The organism is Secundilactobacillus collinoides DSM 20515 = JCM 1123 (assembly GCF_001435975.1).
Classification (GTDB): domain Bacteria; phylum Bacillota; class Bacilli; order Lactobacillales; family Lactobacillaceae; genus Secundilactobacillus; species Secundilactobacillus collinoides.
Window position 1 is genome coordinate 107204 of record NZ_AYYR01000009.1, and the last position, 18523, is coordinate 125726.

Here is an 18523-nt window from a genome sequence, read left to right on the forward strand (position 1 = left end):
GCAAGATTGATAGGCAGTAGCAGATCAAAGCATCATTCGTTTAACGTTGTCAGTAAATTGTTGAAGGGGTATTCATTATGAAAAACAAGTATATGCCAACGGCGATCAGCCTGTACATGAACTACTTCGTTCATGGTATCGGGGTTATCGTGTTAGCACAAAACATGACGTTCTTGGCAAAACAGTGGGGGACGAACGCAGCTGGCGTTTCAGTGGTGATTTCATCACTTGGGATTGGCCGTCTGATCGTGTTACTGGTCTCTGGGATGCTGTCAGATAAATTTGGCCGGAAACCGTTCGTTGTCTTGGGGGCAACCACCTACCTGCTGTTCTTTGCCGGAATTCTGCTGAGCCATTCAATCGTGGTGGCCTACATCTTCGGGATCATCGCTGGGATGGCGAACTCGTTCCTTGATTCCGGGACTTATCCAGCACTGATGGAAATGTTCCCGAACGCTAAAGGGACGTCAAACGTCATCATTAAGGCGTTTATCTCAGCTGGTCAGTTCGCATTGCCACTGTTTGTCAGCTTCTTAGTTGCCAGCAACATTTGGTACGGCTGGTCATTCGTCATCTGTATCGCAATCTTACTATTGAACATCATCTTTATGGTGATCGCAGGTCGTTTTCCAGCCCCTAATGCTGATGCCAAGGCAGCTGCTGCAGCAAAGGCAAAAGAGGAAGAGGAAAGTGTTGCTGATGTGAAGAGTCCAGGCAACATTTGGTTCGATGGTGTTTTGTTCATCCTATATGGTTACATTTCTCAAGCAACGTTCTACCTGGTTAGTCAATGGCTGAGCCAGTACGGGGCATCGATTGCGAACATGGGTGATACCAGTTCGCGGGCCCTCGTGAGTTACTATAGTGTTGGATCCCTAGTTTGTGTCTTTGTGACCGCAGCCCTCGCGAAGAAGGCTGTTAAGGAAATTCAATTCCTTTCAATCTACACTGCTATCTCATTCATCGCACTGCTGTTGATGTACCTGTTCCCAACCGCAATGGTCTGCTCGATCATGTCATTCGTCGTTGGCTTCTCAGCCGCCGGCGGGGTCATGCAATTGGCATTGACCGTTATGTCATCCTTCTTCCCGAAAGGCAAGGGGACGATTACCGGGATCTTCTATACGGCTGGTTCAATCGCATCATTCACCATCCCGTTGTTTACTGGGATGATGTCCACCAACTTGGCAAATATCTGGTTGTTCGATATCATCATCGCAGCCCTCGGATTCATCGTGACAACAATCATTACTGTTCGTTATTACCACTTATTTAAACATTCAGATTCTAAAACTAATGAAGAAGCACAGGAAGGAGCTGCTTAATCTTGGCAAACCCAACAGTTAAAGTAGGTAACACCGTTCTTGGCAGTGGCCGGCCAAAGATTGCCGTGCCGATTACCGGTAAAACAGAAGAAGATATTCTCACCCAAGCAGCCGATATCAAGGCTGCCCAACCCGATGTGGTTGAATGGCGGATCGACTTCTTTGAAGGTGTGTTAGATGCAAGTGCCTTGGCCCAAACGGGTAAGAAACTGCACGATGCAATTGGTGATTTAGCCTTATTAACCACCTTTCGGACAAACGGTGAGGGCGGCGAGCTCGTCTTAGACGATGCCGGCTACTTCCAAGTCTGCGAAAACGTCATTGCCGGTCAGTTTACTGACGCTTTGGACGTTGAACGTTACCACGAAGAATCAGCTGTTAAAGGGATTATTGAGAAAGCACATGCTCAAAAGGTTGTCATTATCATGAGCAATCATGACTTTGACAAGACTCCAGCGGAAGATGACATTGTTGGTCGTTTGACCAGCATGGTTGAATACGGCGCCGACGTTGCTAAAATGGCGGTTATGCCAAATTCAGTCCAGGATGTCATCACTCTCCTGAAGGCTACTCATAGAGCTAGTTTATCGTTATCCAAGCCAATTATCACAATGTCTATGGGTGACCTTGGTAAGGTTTCCCGGATGGCCGGTGAAGTCTTTGGCTCAAGTCTCAGTTTCGGTACCGTTGGTGCAGCATCAGCCCCTGGTCAAGTTGCATTGGACCACTTAAAGGTTGAACTTGAAGATCTCAAGTTAAGCTAAACCAAGGTTTACCAAACTGAATAGTATCTACCTAAGGAGGTGATCAAACCCATGCAGAATCATACCAGTCAAAAAAAGTATGTGTCGCAGTTTTCAATGATGGGCACGATCATCTCTTTAACGTTATTTGAAAAAAATCAGGGCGCTGTCGAAAGCGTCTATGATTATTTAGCCCAAATGGATCGCGTTTTCTCGGCGAACCGGGGTGATTCAGAGTTATCGCGGATTAATCAGGAAGCGGGCGATGCACCGGTAACAGTCAGTGACACCGCCTATGAACTGATTCAGGACGCCATTCACTATATACGCGCAAGCATGCGGATAGTTTCAACGTTCTGATGGGGCCGCTGGTCAAGTTATGGAAAATCGGGTTTGGCGGCGATTCAGTGCCGGATAAGACCGAAATTGCCAAACGATTGGCGCTCATTAATTCAGCGGACGTGGTGCTCAATGCTAATGAGCATTCCGTCTACTTGGCACAAGCGGGTATGGAACTCGACTTGGGCGCGATAGCTAAGGGCTACTTTGCTGATCACATTAGTCAGCAACTTAGAAATCAGGGCGTTACCAGTGCCATTATCGACCTCGGCGGTAACGTTCAGATTCTAGGGGTCAATCCCATTACTACTGATGGTCGTTGGCAGATTGGCATTCAGGATCCACAACAGCAACGGGGACGGCCACGTATTCAGGTCCAAACCACTGCGAAAACGTTTGTCACTTCAGGTATCCGAGAACGCCATTTTGAAATTAATGGCCGGACTTACCACCACATATTGGATCCGCAGACCGGCTTTCCCGTTGCAAACGACGTGCAGCAGGTCACCATCATTACCGAGAATTCAGAACTTGCCGAAGTATTATCGACGGTCTGCTTCTTTAAGGGATGTGAACGTGGACTTGCATTGGCGGAAGGTCGGACGGGCGTCGAAGCAATTTTTATCGATCAAACCAATGCCATTCATCATACGAGCGGCTTAACAGTCATAGATAAAGGAGTGTTTTCATATGAGTAACGAAAAACAAATCAAAGGTTCCGCAATGGGCCACAACGGTATCATCAACTACGAACTCGACGTTAACGACAACAAGCTTGAAGATTTGAAGATCCTAAAGCATTCTGAAACATCGGGAATCTTCAACCAAGTCATCGATAAGCTAAAGACCAACATCATTGAACAACAGTCCTTTGACGTTGACGCAATCAGCGGTGCCACAGTCATGACCCAAGCCATCTTGGATTCAGCTAAGGAAGTTATCGCTGACGACAAGGACGTTAAGTTAACACCAAAACCAAAGAAAGAAACAACCCATGTGACGACCCGTCTGAAAGCAGACGTTGTCATCATTGGCGGCGGGGAAGCCGGCTTAGTTGCTGGTGCCCGTGCTCTGACTGAAGGACAAAGTGTCATCTTAGTTGAAAAGAATGGCTACATGGGTGGTGCCACCATCTTAAACGGGTCAAACGTTGTTGGTACAGGGTCACAAGTTTCCGAAAAAGCCCTCGGCCACACTGAGGACACGCCAGTTCGGTTAGCACAGGATGTTGCCCGTGAATCACGTGAAACGAACTTGACAGACTTAACTAAGCTGATGGCTAATAACATCGGTCCAGCCATCGATTTTATCAGTGACTTTGCTGACTTACACTACCAAAAAGCTCAGACGCAAACGCCAGAACACTCCGTTGAACGGCAAATTGAATTACCATCAGCATCAAGTTTTGAATTTATCAGCAAGGTTTCAAAGGCCTTTGAAGCTAAGGGTGGCAAGATCATTCTGGGTGCCCGGGTCGAAAACATGACCGAAAACAGCAAAGGTGCTGTGACCGGTTTAGTGGCCGAAGCCAAGAACGAAACCTTCAAGATCAAGGCTCACTCGATCGTGTTGGCTTCCGGCGGTTACGGTGCCAACCAAAAGATGCGTGGTGCTGAAAGTGAAGGCATTGACTATTACGGTCCAATGACGTCTACTGGTGATGCCTACAGCTTCAACAAAGACTTAAACTTGAAATCTCACAACATGGGTTGGTATAAAATCTACCCACACGGTGTGGAAACTGAACCAGGTATCGCTAAGCTGACTACGTATGCTTCTAAGGAAGCCACCGATTTAGGTGCCCTGTACGTGAACTCAAAGGGAAAGCGGATCGTTAACGAATCAGCCGTTTACACAGATTTTCGGGATGCTATCCTGCAACAACCAGACCGTATCGCTTACATGTTAATGGACGAACGGACCTGGAAAGAAGTCTACAAACTTTTGGTCTTGCATGATTTCACTGAAAAAGAAATCAAGCAATTCTTCGACAACAAGGACAAGAAGCCGTTGTTTGTTAAGGGCTCACTTAAAGATGTCGCCCAGGCTGCTAACGTTGATGTTGCTAGTCTTGAAGAAACGGTTAAAAACTACCAAGGCTATGCTAAGGACGGTAAGGACCCAGAATTCAACCGGCAGCCAGAATACCTGCACGCGTTTGAAGGGGATACCTTCTACATGGTTGAACAACGTGGCCGGTTTGCAACGACCTTGGGCGGCTACTCAGTTAATGCCGACAAGATGCAACTGGTGAACACGGATGATCAACCGATTGCCAACTACTTTGCTGCTGGTGAAGTTGTCGGCGGTGCCAATGGCCACGATTCAATGCCAAGTATGATGAACTCATGGGGGATTTCTTCTGGATACGTTGCCGGTGATGCAGCCAGTCAAAACGCGAATCGTCTTAAAGAAGAAGGCCCAGATGCGGTCAATCTAGTTGCCATTGTTGGCACTAACGCTTCAAAGTCATATAACCGGAAGTTACTGACCGCAATGCAAGACTTGTTTGATAACCAAGCCGACATCGATCTTTGCGAAATCAAGGACTTGCCACTGTTCAATGAAGATCTAGTCAGTGACGAACCCGCTAACGTTAAGGAATTGGGACAAAAAATCGACGATGCGGACGGCGTTATCATCGGTGTACCTGAATATGACCACGCGGTACCAGCAGCGTTAAAGAGTGCCATCGAATGGTTATCATGTGCAGAACACCCATTCACGGGCAAGCCGATCATGATTGTTGGGACATCACTCGGCATTCAAGGCACTGTCCGGGCCCAGATGAACCTGCGTCAGATTCTCGATGCACCGGGTGTTGACGCACAAGTACTGCCAGGTAATGAATTCATGCTGCCACAAGCTGGCACTAAGTTTGAAGACAATGGCACGATCAACGATCCAGGCAGTGTCAGTTTCTTGAAGCAGTGCTTCGGTAACTTCCTGCAGTTTATTGCAATGAAGAGCGCCGATGAAGATAAAAAAGCGCAGGAAGTTTAAGCAGCTGCCGTTAACAGATAATCGCTAAATAATAATTAAACACGTTTCGATGATTTACAAAATTTGAGGAGGTGGTGATAACGTTGCGTCAATGTTATTGCCAGCTCCTCTTCCATTAATAGAAAATATAAAGAAAATTGAGGAAATCTATAGAATGATAATTGTATTGAAACCGGATCAAGAATCTGTTGCTACTGAATTACAGCATCATTTTGGTGATCACCATGATGTGTTCGTCCATGATAATCGGATCGCCATTGCGGGTATCTCTGAAGACGAACTGCTCGGGTCGGAAAAGGCGGCGGTTGCTGAATTGATCAACGATGAACCCAAGGCCGTTCAGGGCAGTCGTCAATTTCATCCTGAAGATACCATTATTCATACGAAGCACAGCACAATTGGCGGTGACAACTTCACGCTGATGGCGGGGCCTTGCTCCGTTGAATCGCAAGCGCACGTCTTGAAAATGGCCCGTGTTGCTAAGGAAAACGGCGCAACAGTCCTGCGCGGTGGGGCTTTTAAACCACGCACCTCGCCCTATTCTTTCCAGGGCTTAGGTGAAGATGGTTTGAAGTATCTGCGGCATGCTGCCGATGAATATGGTTTGGACGTCCTGACTGAAGTGATGGACGATGAACACGTTGGGATGGTCGCAAAGTATACTGACATTTTCCAAATTGGTGCCCGAAACATGCAGAACTTCTCGTTGTTGAAAACAGTGGGTGAGACTGACATCCCAGTGATGTTAAAGCGCGGGATGTCCGCCACCGTTGACGATGTCTTGAACGCTGCGGAATACATCGCAGCGGGTGGTAATCACAACATCATGATTACTGAGCGCGGTATTCGGACGTTTGATAATAAGTACACCCGAAATACCATGGATGCTGGGACTGTGCCTGTTCTTCAAAAATTGACCCATTATCCGGTCATCATTGATCCAAGTCACGCTGCCGGGCATACTGAGTTTGTGACACCGCTAGCGTTAGCTGGGACCACTGCCGGCGCTTCTGGTTTAGTAGTGGAGATCCACGATGATCCAGCACACGCTTTTTCAGACGGGGCGCAGGCGTTGAAGCCTGACGAATTTAAAGACCTGGCGGAGAAGGCTATTGCCGTCCATGATTTATTGTTTGGGATGGATGAAGAAGAGACTGAGACAGAACCGCAGACGAGGCATTAACATGAAAACTGTGGATGTCAAACTTACCAACAAGAATTACTTGGTTAAAATTGAAGCGGGTTTACTGCAACAAGCAGGGCAACTGGTGGCGGATGTTTGGTCACCAAGGAAGATTGCACTGGTCAGCGACAGTAACGTTGCTCCGCTGTATCAAAAACAGGTAGCAGATAGTCTGACGCAGGCTGGCTTTCAAGTGTTTTGTTATGATTTTCCAGCTGGGGAAGCGTCTAAGTCACTGACGGTTCTGGGTGACCTTGCCAGACAATTGGCCGCAGACGCGTTCAATCGCGATGATGGTGTGATTGCTTTAGGCGGTGGTGTGACAGGTGATTTGACCGGTTTGCTGGCGGCAACGTACATGCGCGGGATCCGTTTCATTCAAATGCCGACCTCGCTGTTAGCTCAAGTGGATAGTTCAGTCGGTGGTAAGACTGCCGTTGATTTGGACAGCATCAAAAACATTATTGGTGCGTTTTATGAGCCGGATCTGGTCATCATTGACCCAGAAACGTTACAAACATTGAAACAGCGTGACCTTGTTGAAGGGTACGGTGAAATTGCCAAAACAGCCGCTATGGTCGGTGGTGATTTCTGGTCACTGATCGAAACCATTAATTCACCGGCAGATATCATGACGCACGCAACTGAACTCAGTGCGCGTTCCATTCAGTTCAAGGCGGACATCGTCATGGGTGATGAGAAGGAAAGCGGCCAACGGCAGTTGCTGAATTTCGGCCACACGCTGGGCCACGCGGTTGAAGCGTTGGCTGAGGGCGGGTTACGTCATGGCGAAGCAGTCAGTATCGGCATGGTTGCTATCATGCAGATTTTCGAGAACAACGGCGATGCACAGGCAGGTATCACGGATACGCTCCGCGACCGGTTACAAGCGGTTGGGTTACCGATTACTTCGCCACTGCTGAAATCACCCGCTGCGTTGGATAAGGTTAAAAACGATAAGAAGAATCGGCACGGCCACCTTAACTTGGTGTACATCACAAAAATTGGGGACCCGCAAATTGTTTCAATTCCAAGCACGCAAATTGCGTCATTTTTGAAACTATCAGAAGATTAGATTGGAGATCTTGAACATGGCAGATAACAATTGGTTAGGTTTAACGGGAAAAGTATGCGTGGTCACCGGTGCCGTTGGCGGGATGGGTACCAAAATCTGCGAGGAATTTGCAAAACAAGGTGCCAATGTCGTGCTGGTTGACTTGCTGGCAGATAAAGTCACGGCTTACGCGAATGAACTCGCGACTAAGTACGGCGTTAAAACACTGGCCCTGACTTGCGATACCACCAATGAAGCCCAGGTGGATGATGCGGTTAAGCAAGTGGTTACCGTCTTCGGCAGTGTCGATGTTCTGGTGAACACCGCCGCTATCTTGCGTTCCTCGCCCCTGGAAGACCTGCGCTTGGATGAATGGCAAACGGCGCTGAACATTAACATTACCGGTTATTTTTTGATGTCACAGCGGTTTGGTAAGCAAATGATTGCCCAAAAGAAGGGCACCATGGTCCATATTTCAACCGTGGCATCGTACTTCCCTGAGACTTATAGTGGTCCTTATAGCACCACTAAAGCTGCGGTGAATATGCTGTCAAAACAGATTGCGGCAGAGTGGGGCCGGTTCGGGGTTCGCAGCAACTGTCTGTTGCCCTGCTTGGTGAAAACACCAATGTCGGAAAGTTTCTATGCTGATCCGGAAGTGGAGAATGGCCGCACCCGGTTAGTTGCCAACCGTCGAATTGGCAATTTGGATGATATTGCAAACAGTGTCCTGTTCCTCGCAAGCGACCGGTCGGATTACACGAACGGTGCTGAATTAACCGTTGACGGTGGTATCGGTGTGATGTTGCAGGATATGATTCCAAAGCCTGGTGGCAGAAGAGAATATGCGACTGCGCACCATCCGGCCAAATAATTCTCGAGAGATCGGTTTTTAAATTTTGAAACACATGCGGTCACGATAGTCTTTATTGGTGATCGCTTTTTTAATTGGTTGGTGATCATAGTTTAACTAAAGTTTGTAAAGGCGATGTGTGGAACATGTAAAGGTTGTGTAAAGGTGACTTTACGATTCCGGTGAGCGTGCTTGAATGCAGTTTTGTCGGTCGTTAAACGGTATCCAGAAGCATTGGGACAACGGCTGGAATCAAACAACTGCCCAATAATCTATATTAACTATCAACATGCCTAATACTTTAGTGCTGCTGGTTTATATCTAGCCCAAACGTACATTAAACGGCTGTTTTCGGACATATAAGTGACCCCCACCAAAACTCAAAATTCGGGGTTTTAGTGGGGGTCGCTTATATTCTGGAAGAAAAAACGGTTTGCACCGCGCGTTCTATTTTAACCAAGTGTCGGGCGTATTCAGCGCTCGCTGCAACTTCTCGAAAAAATGGCTCACATGCCAAGCGTCGGCCACGGCATGGTGAATTGTGAACGAGACAGGCATTACGCGGCGGTCATTTTCAATCACGTACTTGCCAGCTTCAATTACTGGCAGATAGTTTGGCAGACCGTTAAATGACAGCGGCGTGTAGTTATTGAAATGCAGCCATGGGTTCATATTGATCATGTAGGCATTCTCCGGCTGGTCGGGCTTTGCTACGGCGCCATGCTGGCTACTGTAACGTTCTTTGTCGGCCATATAATGCGCATTGAACGTTGCTAAATCGGTATCATAGGCCGTCCAGATACCAGAGATGGTGTGGTCGTCTTCGTGAAATAGAGAATAGGCCGGTGTCAGGTGATCATAATGACCCAGTTGTTCTCCACGTTGTGCAATCATAAATTCTGGTTGTTCGCTGATCAGGCGGGTGATCAAATGCAAGTAGACTGGGAAAAATCGGTAGCCAGCAGCTTTAGCGGCATCGTAACTCGCTGTGATATCGACGTCCACATTGACGTTAAAGCCGGTGGGCATCATTTTGGTGAAGTAGTAAAAGTAATCTCTTCGTTGCCAGGTTTGCATGTCGATGGGGGTAAAGTTGGTCGTCATTTGTTTTAACTCCTTTTGTTGGCGGTGCTTGTGTCGTGTTTGCTTTGTCACGTTTGGCTCACAACTATTATTTCAGTTCCTTGAGCGGTGTATTATAGCCTTTGTCACCAAAGGGCTGCAGTTTCTCAAACCACTTTTTCTTCAGTTCCCGCAATTCATAACGCAGGTTGACCACGTCGTCTGTTTTCTCTTCCCAGAGCACGTCGAAGGTAAAGGCGTCTTCACCCATGGTGTCCCAGTCGGCCTGCAACGGTGAGTGGCCGTAAATGTGGTTTTTGAGATTGAACTTGTAGTAGTTCCAGCGATTTTTAGTGTTCGGAACGGTATCAATGTAGATTTTGTGGTTGACGGTATTTGTGATTTGAATCACGCCGTAGTAAGTTGGTTGCAGTTTATAGGCGTCTTTTAACGCTTTATGGTCGGTCATGATGGTTAACTCCTTTAAAAAATGCGCCAGTAGGTACGATTGTCGGTAGTGCGGGCAAGAAAGCCGTAGTCGATGAGGTAGCGCTTGATGATGCCGTAGTCGAAGTAGATGGCTTTGAGTTTTGCATCAACATCGGGTTGCGCATACTTGGTATTGAAAGTGAATTCATCACTGATACGATAGAGCAGGGTGATGATTTTTTTTTGACCCTTGGGTAAACGTGTTAGCACAAGGCCCCCATCGGTGAATTCGAAGTATTTTTGGGTGGTTTTTGCGTATTCGGTCTCTGTAATGCGGAAACGGTCATCGTTATCGGTTGCCATCGGTGGAATCGGCAAGTAGTCTTCAGTGGACTGAACCCCAAAAACAGCCTGATATTGTGCAAGATAAAAGCGCGCTTGTTTGGCTTTCTCGCGGAAGGTGAATTTTTGGTGCCGGATGGTTGAGGCACTAACTTCAAGCTGATCAGCAATTGTCTGGTCCTTTTGTTTGCGGCTGAACGCCTGTAACAGCTTGCTTTGATTGTCAGTCAGTGTGTTGTATTTCGTGTCAGCGGTGAGCAGTGCGGTCAGTGCCCCATCGTGGATCGTTTCAAGATGAGCCGCCATTTCCGCGGCGTCGGTAAAGGTGGCAGAACAGTAGTTGCACTGCATCTGAGGACCTGATTGATGATAACCTTGAACGAGTTCGTCTATGTTTAAGTTTGGAAAATCCATGTTAACACCTCAATTCAAAATGTAATTATATATTGTTTACAGATATTGTCAACACATTTTATTTTGTTGACTGAATTTGTCATTATTTATATGCCATCCTCGTGACATATTTTCGTTACAAAGAATGTGTGCTACCATGCAGTAAAGATATCAGAGAAGGAAGCGATGGATCAATGCGTGTGAATGTGCTGCAACATACCCCGAATGAAGGCCCCGGTGCAATCCAGACTTGGACCCAAGCACGGGGACACAAAATGTACGTCTATCACCCATACCAGTACGGGATTCTGCCGACCGCGGATGAGACCGACATGCTGATCGTGCTTGGTGGGCCGATGAGCCCCAATGATGATCTGGATTGGATCAAACAGGAAAGGGTCTTGATCAAACAACTTTTAGATGCGCATAAACCAATTTTTGGTGCCTGTTACGGCGCTCAGCAAATCGCTAAAACACTTGGGTACGCCGTCCACGCCTCGCCGGTGAAGGAAGTTGGCTGGGCGCCTGTAACCCTGCAAAGTCAGGTTATCCCCGGGTTACCAGCAACTTCTACGGTATTGCACTGGCATCAGGAAATGTTCGAGATACCGGATGAGGCTGAGTTGCTGTATTCCAGTAAAGGTCTGCGTAATCAGGGTTTCGTTATCGAACATGAAGCAATCGGCTTGCAGTTTCACTTCGAACCTTTGGCAGACAATGTGCGGGAAATGGTGGTCAACGATGGCGCCTATACAACGGGATCCATTCTAAATGAAACGCCGCAGGATATTCTTGATACCCCAGTTCCTGCGGATAATGAAGAAACGGTATTTAAGCTCCTTGATTATTTGAACGCATAAAAAATTCACCAGTCAGATAGTCTTCTGACTGGTGGATTTTTGGTTGTTTAGACTAATGGTTGAGCTGAACTTGCTTAACAATGGCCTGAGTTGCTAAATCAGTTACTGCTTCGCGTGATGCGTTAATGAAACTGTGATCCGCATCCTTTAACACATGAAGCGTCGCGTTTTCGTAAACGGCCTCATAACGTTTCGAGGCCTTGATATTCACAACGACATCGTGGTCGCCATGAATGATGGTGACCGGGCCGTGATACCGTTGTGCGACTTCGTAAATGGGCAGCACTTGAGCCGAACGGAGGTATGCGCCGCCGACACTTAACCCCTCATCTGGCCGCACTAATAGCTTGTCTGGCACATGGTTTGGATCATAGGTAGTGCCCTGCAAAACACCCTCAATGGCATCATCTTTCAGGGTAGCTGCCGGTGCCATCAACACAATTTTAGTGACGAACTCTGGATACAAACCGCCAAGCATGCTGGCGACCACACCGCCTTGCGAGTGACCCATTAAATAAATGTGGCGCGCTTCTGGTAATTTCCGCACATAGCTTAAAATAGCTTCAGCATCCGAAATTTCGTTTGGCACGGTCATATCCTCAAACTTACCATCACTTTTACCGTGGCCGTTAAAATCGAACCGCAGTGAAGCAATTCCATGTTTAAGCAGTTTTCGACTTAAATTATACAGAATGTGGTCAGGTGTGAATCCTCGGTTTGAGGTAAATCCATGCATTAAAATGGCAACGTCATAAATTGTCGCATCGTCAGGCGTGAGTAGCGTGCCACGGATGGTTAAGTTGTCCCGTAATACTTCGATGTTCTTTTCTGTCATACTTCAGCGCTCCTTATTTTACAAGATAAACGCGGTCATGAATCAAATCAAAATCCCGGAAATGAGCGTTCAATTCCGTAATGGCCGGCGACTCGAGCAACTCTGCGTTATCCCAGAATTCTTGCGAGTCGGTTGCACCATTCTTTTCGCCCACCACCACGAAATCGAAGGATTTATCAGACTGCCGTATTTTTTGCAGCAATTCCCAATCAATTGGCAACCCATCTGGTGACCAGACCATCACGATGACATCCACCTGGTCGTGGTACTTGTCAAAGGCGTCATTAGCCGACAGCTGCTCAATTTCAGTGACGGGGTGGCGGCCGGTCTCGTTCTCGGCCGTCCAATCCTTGCTGTCGGTGGCGATGACTGTCTGCTTATTGTCATGCAGTCCCTTGGACACGTAACCGTTACCGGCCATCACTTCCAGCGTTGGTCGGCCGTTGATGAATTCGGCAAGTGCCTTGGCAAACGGGGCTGAGATGTAAGCCCACATACCGTATTCGTCCTCTAAGTAGTCGCGAAAGCCGCGTAACTGCTGGTCTAAATCAGGTAACGCTCCCGATAATTCGTTCCAGACCTTATCGCCGCGAGGGTCGCCAGCGGGATAGGTCTCATTGACGGTTTTAAAAATCGTGTCCTGAATATTGTCTGGCAGTAATAATTCTGGTAAGGTCTGGGGCAACAATCCCTGTTTCAATAACCGATCAGCCGCAATGACGTTGTTGATCAGCACTTTTACTGTTGGATAATCGTTAAACAGTTCCAAATAAGCTGAAATTTTGGCAATGTAGCTAGTCGGTGTCTTGGCGTTTGTTGTGGCCTTATTTTTCTTGGCCTGTTTTAACAGTTTTTTTCGTTGTTTCGGATTCATCAGTTATCCTCCGTAACCTAAAAACGACCGTTAATCGCGGCCGTCTAGGTGTAAGTCTAAAGATTCTTGTTGGTTCTGCGGCTGATTCAATGTCCGCCGTTCCTTACCATGCAGGTAGCCATCGATCAATTGATAGATCTCATAACGATCCTCTGAGGTTAACAGGGATTTGTTAAACGACAGTTCCTTACCTGATAAAAATAGCCGGCCTAAATCATATTCGTCTCGCTCTGACTTGCCCGCTAAATAGTCCATGGTCACATCAAAGAATTCCGCAATCTTGCGCACTTCCATGAAGGAAGGCACCCGGATGCCGCGTTCCCAATTGCCGATTTGGGCTGACGTGTTGGGGTGGCCGCTATCTGGGTCAAGTTTATTCAGTCCGGTTGCGAGGGCTTTTAGGGTCAATCCCTGACCGCGTCGCAGTACCCGAAGTCGTTCTGGAAACATGTGCATCACCTCTCTGATTCTATTATACCGCGAGATGAACGAGATAGGGGCGGGTTAGTTCAATAAAGTCTCGCTAAGTTGCATAAAGTCATCAATATCCTTTTCGATAAGCGCCACACCCTGCTCCCAGAAGTCGGGTTGGGTCAAGTCGACACCAAGGTGTTTTTGTGCGAGATCTTCCGTGCTCATATTGGCCGTGTCGCGTAACAGAGCGATGTACTGGTCCTCGAAATCACCGGATTGTTGTGCGCGAGCATAAATGCCGAGGCTGAATAGGTAACCGAAGACGTAGGGGAAGTTGTAAAACGGTACGTCATCGATATAAAAGTGCAGTTTCGTGGCCCAAAAATGAGGGGAGTAACTGCTCAAGGAATTGTTGAACGCATCCTTTTGCGCCTGAAGCATCATGTTGTCGAGTTCTTCAGCCGTCAGCAGGTGGTCCTGACGTGCGTCATAGAAGCGGGTCTCAAACAGGAAGCGGGCGTGAATGTTGAGAAACATAGCTAGCGGGTTGACCATCTTAGCGTCTATCAAGGTTAATTTTTCCGCATCAGTCTTGGCTTCGCGAACATTGGCATCCGCCACGATCATTTCGGCAAACGTTGAGGCAGTCTCCGCAACGTTCATTGCGTAGTCCTGACGGAAGAACGGCAGGTCAGTCATGACGCTGCTGTGAAAGGCGTGACCCAGTTCGTGGGCGATGGTCGAGGCATCGTTGGCGGAGCCGGTGAAGGTCAGAAAGATTCGGGATTCACCAGTTTCCGGCAGGGATTCCATGTAGCCACCAGGCTGTTTATTGGGACGGTCTTCGGCTTCGATCCACTGGTGGTCAAACGCGTATTGTGCGAGCTGCGCCATCTTTGGCGAAAACGCGCCGAATTGTTTAACGATAAAATCGGCTGCTTCGTCATAGGTAAACGTGTGCGGTTTAAAATCACCAACGTGAATCGGCGCTTCCACATCCTCCCAGCCGGCCCGCGATTTGCCCATTAATTCAGCTTTGCGTTGCAGGTAGGCGAGCAGCGGCTGCTTATGCGCATCAACGACCTGCCAGATAGTTTTCAGCGTTGCCGGTTTGAGCCGGTTCATTTCAAGCGGCCGTTTCAAGAAATCCGTGGTGCCATGAGCTCTATAGTCAGTCAAACGCGCACCAGCCAGGTGATTCAGTGTGTCGGCAAACAGATCTTCTTTTTCAGCCCAAGCTGCTTCCCATTGTGGTAACAGTTCGGCACGATACTGCGGATCGGGATTGCCGAGCAACTGGTTATCCGCTTGGCCGGCAGACAGGGTGACGGAATTTCCGTCTGCATCATGAAATGGGACTTGAATCGTTGCTACTAATGAATCATAGTGGCTGGACCAGGCTTTTAACCCGTCGATATTTAACTGGGTGATCAAGGCTTCTTGTGCCGGTGGCAGCAGTTCTTGACCCTGTTGGCGAAACTCCGTGAGGTTGAAGGTGAGTGCCTGCATCTGGGGTTGAGCCAGCAACTGTTGAAATTGCGTGTCAGTAAAATTGACGAGCAGCTGTTTATATGCAGTTTCTGCGATGTCAGCCTGAGCTTCAAGTTGTTGAACCCGGGCGGCCACGGGTTTCACGTCCGCGTTGGTGATGTCATCGGAGGCCTGACCGGTCACGAACACATCGGCTTGCAACAAACCTGCCTCGATTTTTTGTAACGTATCGGTAAGTTGGCTAAATGCCGGATAACGGGGTGCATCTTTGCCTGCATCATAGGCAGTTAATTGGCTTTGGAAGGTGGTAAGTTGTTCAGCGAGCGTCGTCAAACGCTGATTCAAGGCACTAGAGTGGATGCCACCAGCAAAAATCGATTCGAGATCCCAATTCATTTTATAGGTCATGTTAAGCAGTCCTTTCACAAAAAAATCTTGCTTATAGTATAGCAGACCTTGACCGCAAACCCGTTTTGCATCACCATAATCAAGTGCGGTATACTTACTAATTGTGACCTAGAAACACAACGAATAATCAAGGACATTAACCATCGAGAGAAAGAGGAAAACACTGTGACAAAACGCAAAAAATATTGGCTCATCGGCCTTCTGACCGCTGTAGTTATCATCTGTATCGGCATCGGGGGTGCCGGCTATTACTTCTATAATATGGCGGTTGCGCGGGGCAAGAAGGGGTTCGTAAACACTTCACTGACCATTAAGAAAAACGATCCGAACCGGACGCAAAAACTGTGGTACAAGCATGCAAAAAAATATACTTGGCACGAAATGTCAGCCACCGGTCATTTGAAATTGGTTGCCAGCTATGTTCCGGCAGCCAAGAAAACGACGAAAACAATTGTGATCGCTCACGGTTTCGGCGGCAGCAGTGCCAACATGGGCGCATATGCTGGGCTGTTTCATGAACTCGGTTATAACGTTCTACTACCGGATGACCGCGGAAATGGCCGCAGTCAGGGGAATTATATCGGCTACGGCTGGCCCGATCGGCTAGACTACTTGAAGTGGATCAAACAGGTCATTCATAAAAACGGCCAACAGTCTGAAATCACTGTTTTTGGGACCAGTATGGGCGGTGCCACGACGATGATGGTCAGTGGCGAAAAAACGCCCAAACAAGTTAAAGCGTTTATCGAGGATTGCGGTTATACCAGCGTTTACGATGAGATCGTTTACCAGGCAAAGTCCATGTACAACATTCCCCAGTACCCACTGGTGCCCGTCGTCAGCGCAATCAACTACCTGAAGAACGGTTACACCTTCAAGCAGGCCAGTGCGCTGAATCAGGTCAAGAAAAATCATAAACCGATGCTGTTTATCCACGGCACCAAGGACACCTTCGTGCCGACCAGCATGGTGTACAAATTGTACAAGGCTGATAAGGGTCCAAAACAGCTCCTGCTGGTTAAGGGCGCTGAGCATGCGAAATCCTACGCTCACTCGCCGAAATTGTACACAAAAACGGTCAAAAAATTTCTGGATAAGTATATGAAGTAATTTGCAAGTCGTCGCTTTTGTAATGCACCGTTTTGGCGTATAATATAAGGATGACTGTGATTCTCTTATCATTAAAAAGAAAGGAGTGCCGTTTTGATTATTACAGGCCTTATCATTATCATGCTGGTGATCGGTTTTGTCATTGGCGGGGCGAGTCGTCGCCGTCAGTACAATACCGAGATTGCTAACGCGAAGCAACAGGCTCAGGCACTCCGGGAAAAGGCTCAAGCGGACGGCAAACGACAAGCAGCCCGCTACCTTGCCAAAGCCAAAACGACTATTCAAGATGAGCGCGACAACAGTGAAGCCGAGATTGCGGATCAGCAAACGGATGTGACTAACCGGGTCAACCGGGTAGAACAACGCAAGACGTCCCTTGATCAAATGGCGGAACGTTTGGATCAGCGGCAATCGGCAATTGATGACACCAACAATGAAGTTAAAGCGGAACGTAACCTGTTGGCACAAAAGCGGCACGAAGCTTCAGAACTGTCTCACAAGCGGCAGGACGCCATTGCTGAACGGGCTGAACTTCAACCCGAAGCTGCCCAACAGATGATTCGCGATGAAACGACCCAGCAACTGGCTAACGAAAAGGATGCCACGGTACGTGAACTCACGGACAACGCAGAAGCTTCCGCGGACAAGACCGCCCGCAATCTAATCATTGAAGCCATTCAACGCGGGCCGATTGATTTGCCGCGAGAACACGCGGAACATACCGTTCTGGTGCCGACCAACGATACGAAAACAAAGCTCGTTGGACGTGACGGTCAACACATTCGATTGCTGGAATCACTGACTGGGACTGATTTGGTCTTTGACACCGAACAGCCCAATGTTTTGATTATCAGTACCCACAATCCGGTCCGGCGAGAAACCGCACGGATTGCCATTGAAAGTCTCTTAGCGTCGCGCAAGATCACGGCTTCTAACATCGAAAAACAAGTTTTGACCGCCGAAAACGACGTGCTTAAAGACCTGCGACAGACTGGTGAAAAGACTGTCAGTTCGCTGAAAATCGGCTTTATGCATCCTGATTTCATGAAATTGATTGGCCGGCTTAAGTTTCGGACGTCATATGGTCAAAACATGTTGAGTCACTCCATTGAAGTGGCTCAAATGTGCGGTGTGATGGCTTCAGAGCTGAGTGAAAACGTTCGGTTAGCTAAGCGGGCTGGCCTGTTGCACGATATCGGGAAGTCAATTGACCACGAGATCGAAGGTACCCACGTTGAAATCGGTACCGCCTTAGCAACTGCTTACGGCGAAGATCCGCTCGTTATCAACGCAATCGCTGCGCATCACGGGGATGTGGAAGCCATTTCGCCAATTGCCACCTTGGTAGCCGCTGCTGACTCTGTTTCAGGGTCACGGCCTGGTGCCCGGAGTGAATCAGTCGAAGACTATATCAATCGTCTTCATAGTTTGGAAAAAATCGCCAACGACCATAACGGTGTTCAGGATAGTTACGCTATTCAAGCCGGTCGTGAGATTCGAATCGTTGTACAACCGAAAGTCTTGGACGATGACGCCAGTGCTAAGCTGACCAACGACGTTAAGGACCAAATCGAACGTGACCTGACTTACCCTGGTAAGATCAAGGTCACCACGATTCGCGAACTGCGGGCTGTCGAATACGTTGGTGATAAACCAACGAAGAAAAAGAATAAAAAGAAAAAACGCGCCTAATAAAACCGCCTTTTCATTTTGAAAGGGCGGTTTTTTTTGTGTTTTGACTGAGATTCACGCTGGTGGCCTATTGCATACCGCCGATATACAGCACTTCATGCAATAATGGATAC

At 48.0% G+C, this 18523-nt stretch carries 18 protein-coding genes; 11 read left to right on the forward strand and 7 right to left on the reverse strand.

All coding sequences use genetic code 11. The annotated features are described in order from the left end of the window. Positions 1 to 77 precede the first annotated feature (77 nt). From FC82_RS01410 to FC82_RS01440, 8 genes are all read left to right on the forward strand, one after another. Positions 78 to 1325 carry an MFS transporter gene (locus tag FC82_RS01410; RefSeq protein ID WP_056996003.1) on the forward strand — a complete coding sequence of 416 codons (1248 nt, stop codon included), beginning with the start codon at positions 78 to 80 and terminating at the stop codon, positions 1323 to 1325. A gap of 2 nt (positions 1326 to 1327) precedes the next feature. Next, the gene (aroD, locus tag FC82_RS01415) at positions 1328 to 2089 is read left to right on the forward strand and encodes a type I 3-dehydroquinate dehydratase (protein ID WP_054759130.1); all 762 of its coding nucleotides are present in this window, start codon (positions 1328 to 1330) and stop codon (positions 2087 to 2089) included. 51 nt (positions 2090 to 2140) lie between these two features. Next, positions 2141 to 2428 (forward strand): FAD:protein FMN transferase, encoded by a 288-nt coding sequence (locus tag FC82_RS17290; protein WP_243676640.1) that lies wholly within the window; start codon positions 2141 to 2143, stop codon positions 2426 to 2428. Continuing rightward, positions 2428 to 3105, forward strand: coding sequence for an FAD:protein FMN transferase (locus FC82_RS01420; protein WP_243676638.1), 678 nt, complete (start codon positions 2428 to 2430; stop codon positions 3103 to 3105). The genes FC82_RS17290 and FC82_RS01420 overlap by 1 nt, the downstream gene beginning before the upstream one ends. After that, complete coding sequence (locus FC82_RS01425) at positions 3098 to 5410, forward strand: FAD-dependent oxidoreductase (RefSeq protein ID WP_056996004.1); 2313 nt, start codon at positions 3098 to 3100, stop codon at positions 5408 to 5410. Before FC82_RS01420 ends, FC82_RS01425 begins: the two co-directional genes overlap by 8 nt. 154 nt (positions 5411 to 5564) lie before the next feature. Continuing rightward, complete coding sequence (gene aroF, locus FC82_RS01430) at positions 5565 to 6593, forward strand: 3-deoxy-7-phosphoheptulonate synthase (protein WP_056996005.1); 1029 nt, start codon at positions 5565 to 5567, stop codon at positions 6591 to 6593. Position 6594: 1 nt separating this feature from the next. After that, positions 6595 to 7668, forward strand: coding sequence for a 3-dehydroquinate synthase (aroB, locus tag FC82_RS01435; protein ID WP_054759128.1), 1074 nt, complete (start codon positions 6595 to 6597; stop codon positions 7666 to 7668). A gap of 16 nt (positions 7669 to 7684) precedes the next feature. Then, positions 7685 to 8521: an SDR family NAD(P)-dependent oxidoreductase gene (locus FC82_RS01440; protein WP_056996006.1), complete on the forward strand. Its 837-nt coding sequence runs from the start codon at positions 7685 to 7687 to the stop codon at positions 8519 to 8521. A 426-nt stretch (positions 8522 to 8947) separates the two neighbouring features. Here FC82_RS01440 and FC82_RS01445 read toward each other — a convergent pair whose 3' ends face one another. From FC82_RS01445 to FC82_RS01455, 3 genes are all read right to left on the reverse strand, one after another. After that, a complete protein-coding gene (locus FC82_RS01445) occupies positions 8948 to 9604 on the reverse strand; it encodes a chloramphenicol acetyltransferase (RefSeq protein WP_056996007.1) in 657 nt (218 codons plus the stop codon). 67 nt (positions 9605 to 9671) lie between these two features. After that, the gene (locus FC82_RS01450) at positions 9672 to 10031 is read right to left on the reverse strand and encodes a GIY-YIG nuclease family protein (protein ID WP_056996008.1); all 360 of its coding nucleotides are present in this window, start codon (positions 10029 to 10031) and stop codon (positions 9672 to 9674) included. A 14-nt stretch (positions 10032 to 10045) separates the two neighbouring features. Beyond that, complete coding sequence (locus FC82_RS01455; protein WP_056996009.1) at positions 10046 to 10747, reverse strand: DUF2087 domain-containing protein; 702 nt, start codon at positions 10745 to 10747, stop codon at positions 10046 to 10048. A gap of 173 nt (positions 10748 to 10920) precedes the next feature. On the opposite strand from FC82_RS01455, the gene FC82_RS01460 reads away from it, so the two are divergent. Beyond that, entirely contained in the window at positions 10921 to 11586 is a 666-nt protein-coding gene (locus FC82_RS01460; protein WP_056996010.1) for a type 1 glutamine amidotransferase, read from the forward strand. Between the two features lie 52 nt (positions 11587 to 11638). Here the strand turns inward: FC82_RS01460 and FC82_RS01465 are convergent, their stop codons facing one another. From FC82_RS01465 to FC82_RS01480, 4 genes are read right to left on the reverse strand one after another with little or no spacing between them, the layout of a single operon-like run. Further along, positions 11639 to 12421 carry an alpha/beta hydrolase gene (locus FC82_RS01465; RefSeq protein ID WP_056996011.1) on the reverse strand — a complete coding sequence of 261 codons (783 nt, stop codon included), beginning with the start codon at positions 12419 to 12421 and terminating at the stop codon, positions 11639 to 11641. Positions 12422 to 12434: 13 nt separating this feature from the next. Beyond that, positions 12435 to 13295, reverse strand: a complete 861-nt coding sequence (locus FC82_RS01470) for a hypothetical protein (protein WP_056996012.1) — start codon at positions 13293 to 13295, stop codon at positions 12435 to 12437. Positions 13296 to 13325: 30 nt separating this feature from the next. After that, complete coding sequence (locus FC82_RS01475) at positions 13326 to 13745, reverse strand: helix-turn-helix domain-containing protein (protein WP_054759124.1); 420 nt, start codon at positions 13743 to 13745, stop codon at positions 13326 to 13328. A gap of 54 nt (positions 13746 to 13799) precedes the next feature. Beyond that, positions 13800 to 15608: a M3 family oligoendopeptidase gene (locus FC82_RS01480; RefSeq protein ID WP_056996013.1), complete on the reverse strand. Its 1809-nt coding sequence runs from the start codon at positions 15606 to 15608 to the stop codon at positions 13800 to 13802. 165 nt (positions 15609 to 15773) lie between these two features. Here FC82_RS01480 and FC82_RS01485 point away from each other — a divergent pair, with 165 nt between their 5' ends. Continuing rightward, positions 15774 to 16718, forward strand: coding sequence for an alpha/beta hydrolase (locus FC82_RS01485; protein WP_056996014.1), 945 nt, complete (start codon positions 15774 to 15776; stop codon positions 16716 to 16718). A gap of 93 nt (positions 16719 to 16811) precedes the next feature. After that, positions 16812 to 18410, forward strand: a complete 1599-nt coding sequence (gene rny, locus FC82_RS01490) for a ribonuclease Y (RefSeq protein ID WP_056996015.1) — start codon at positions 16812 to 16814, stop codon at positions 18408 to 18410. The last annotated feature ends 113 nt before the right edge of the window (positions 18411 to 18523 follow it).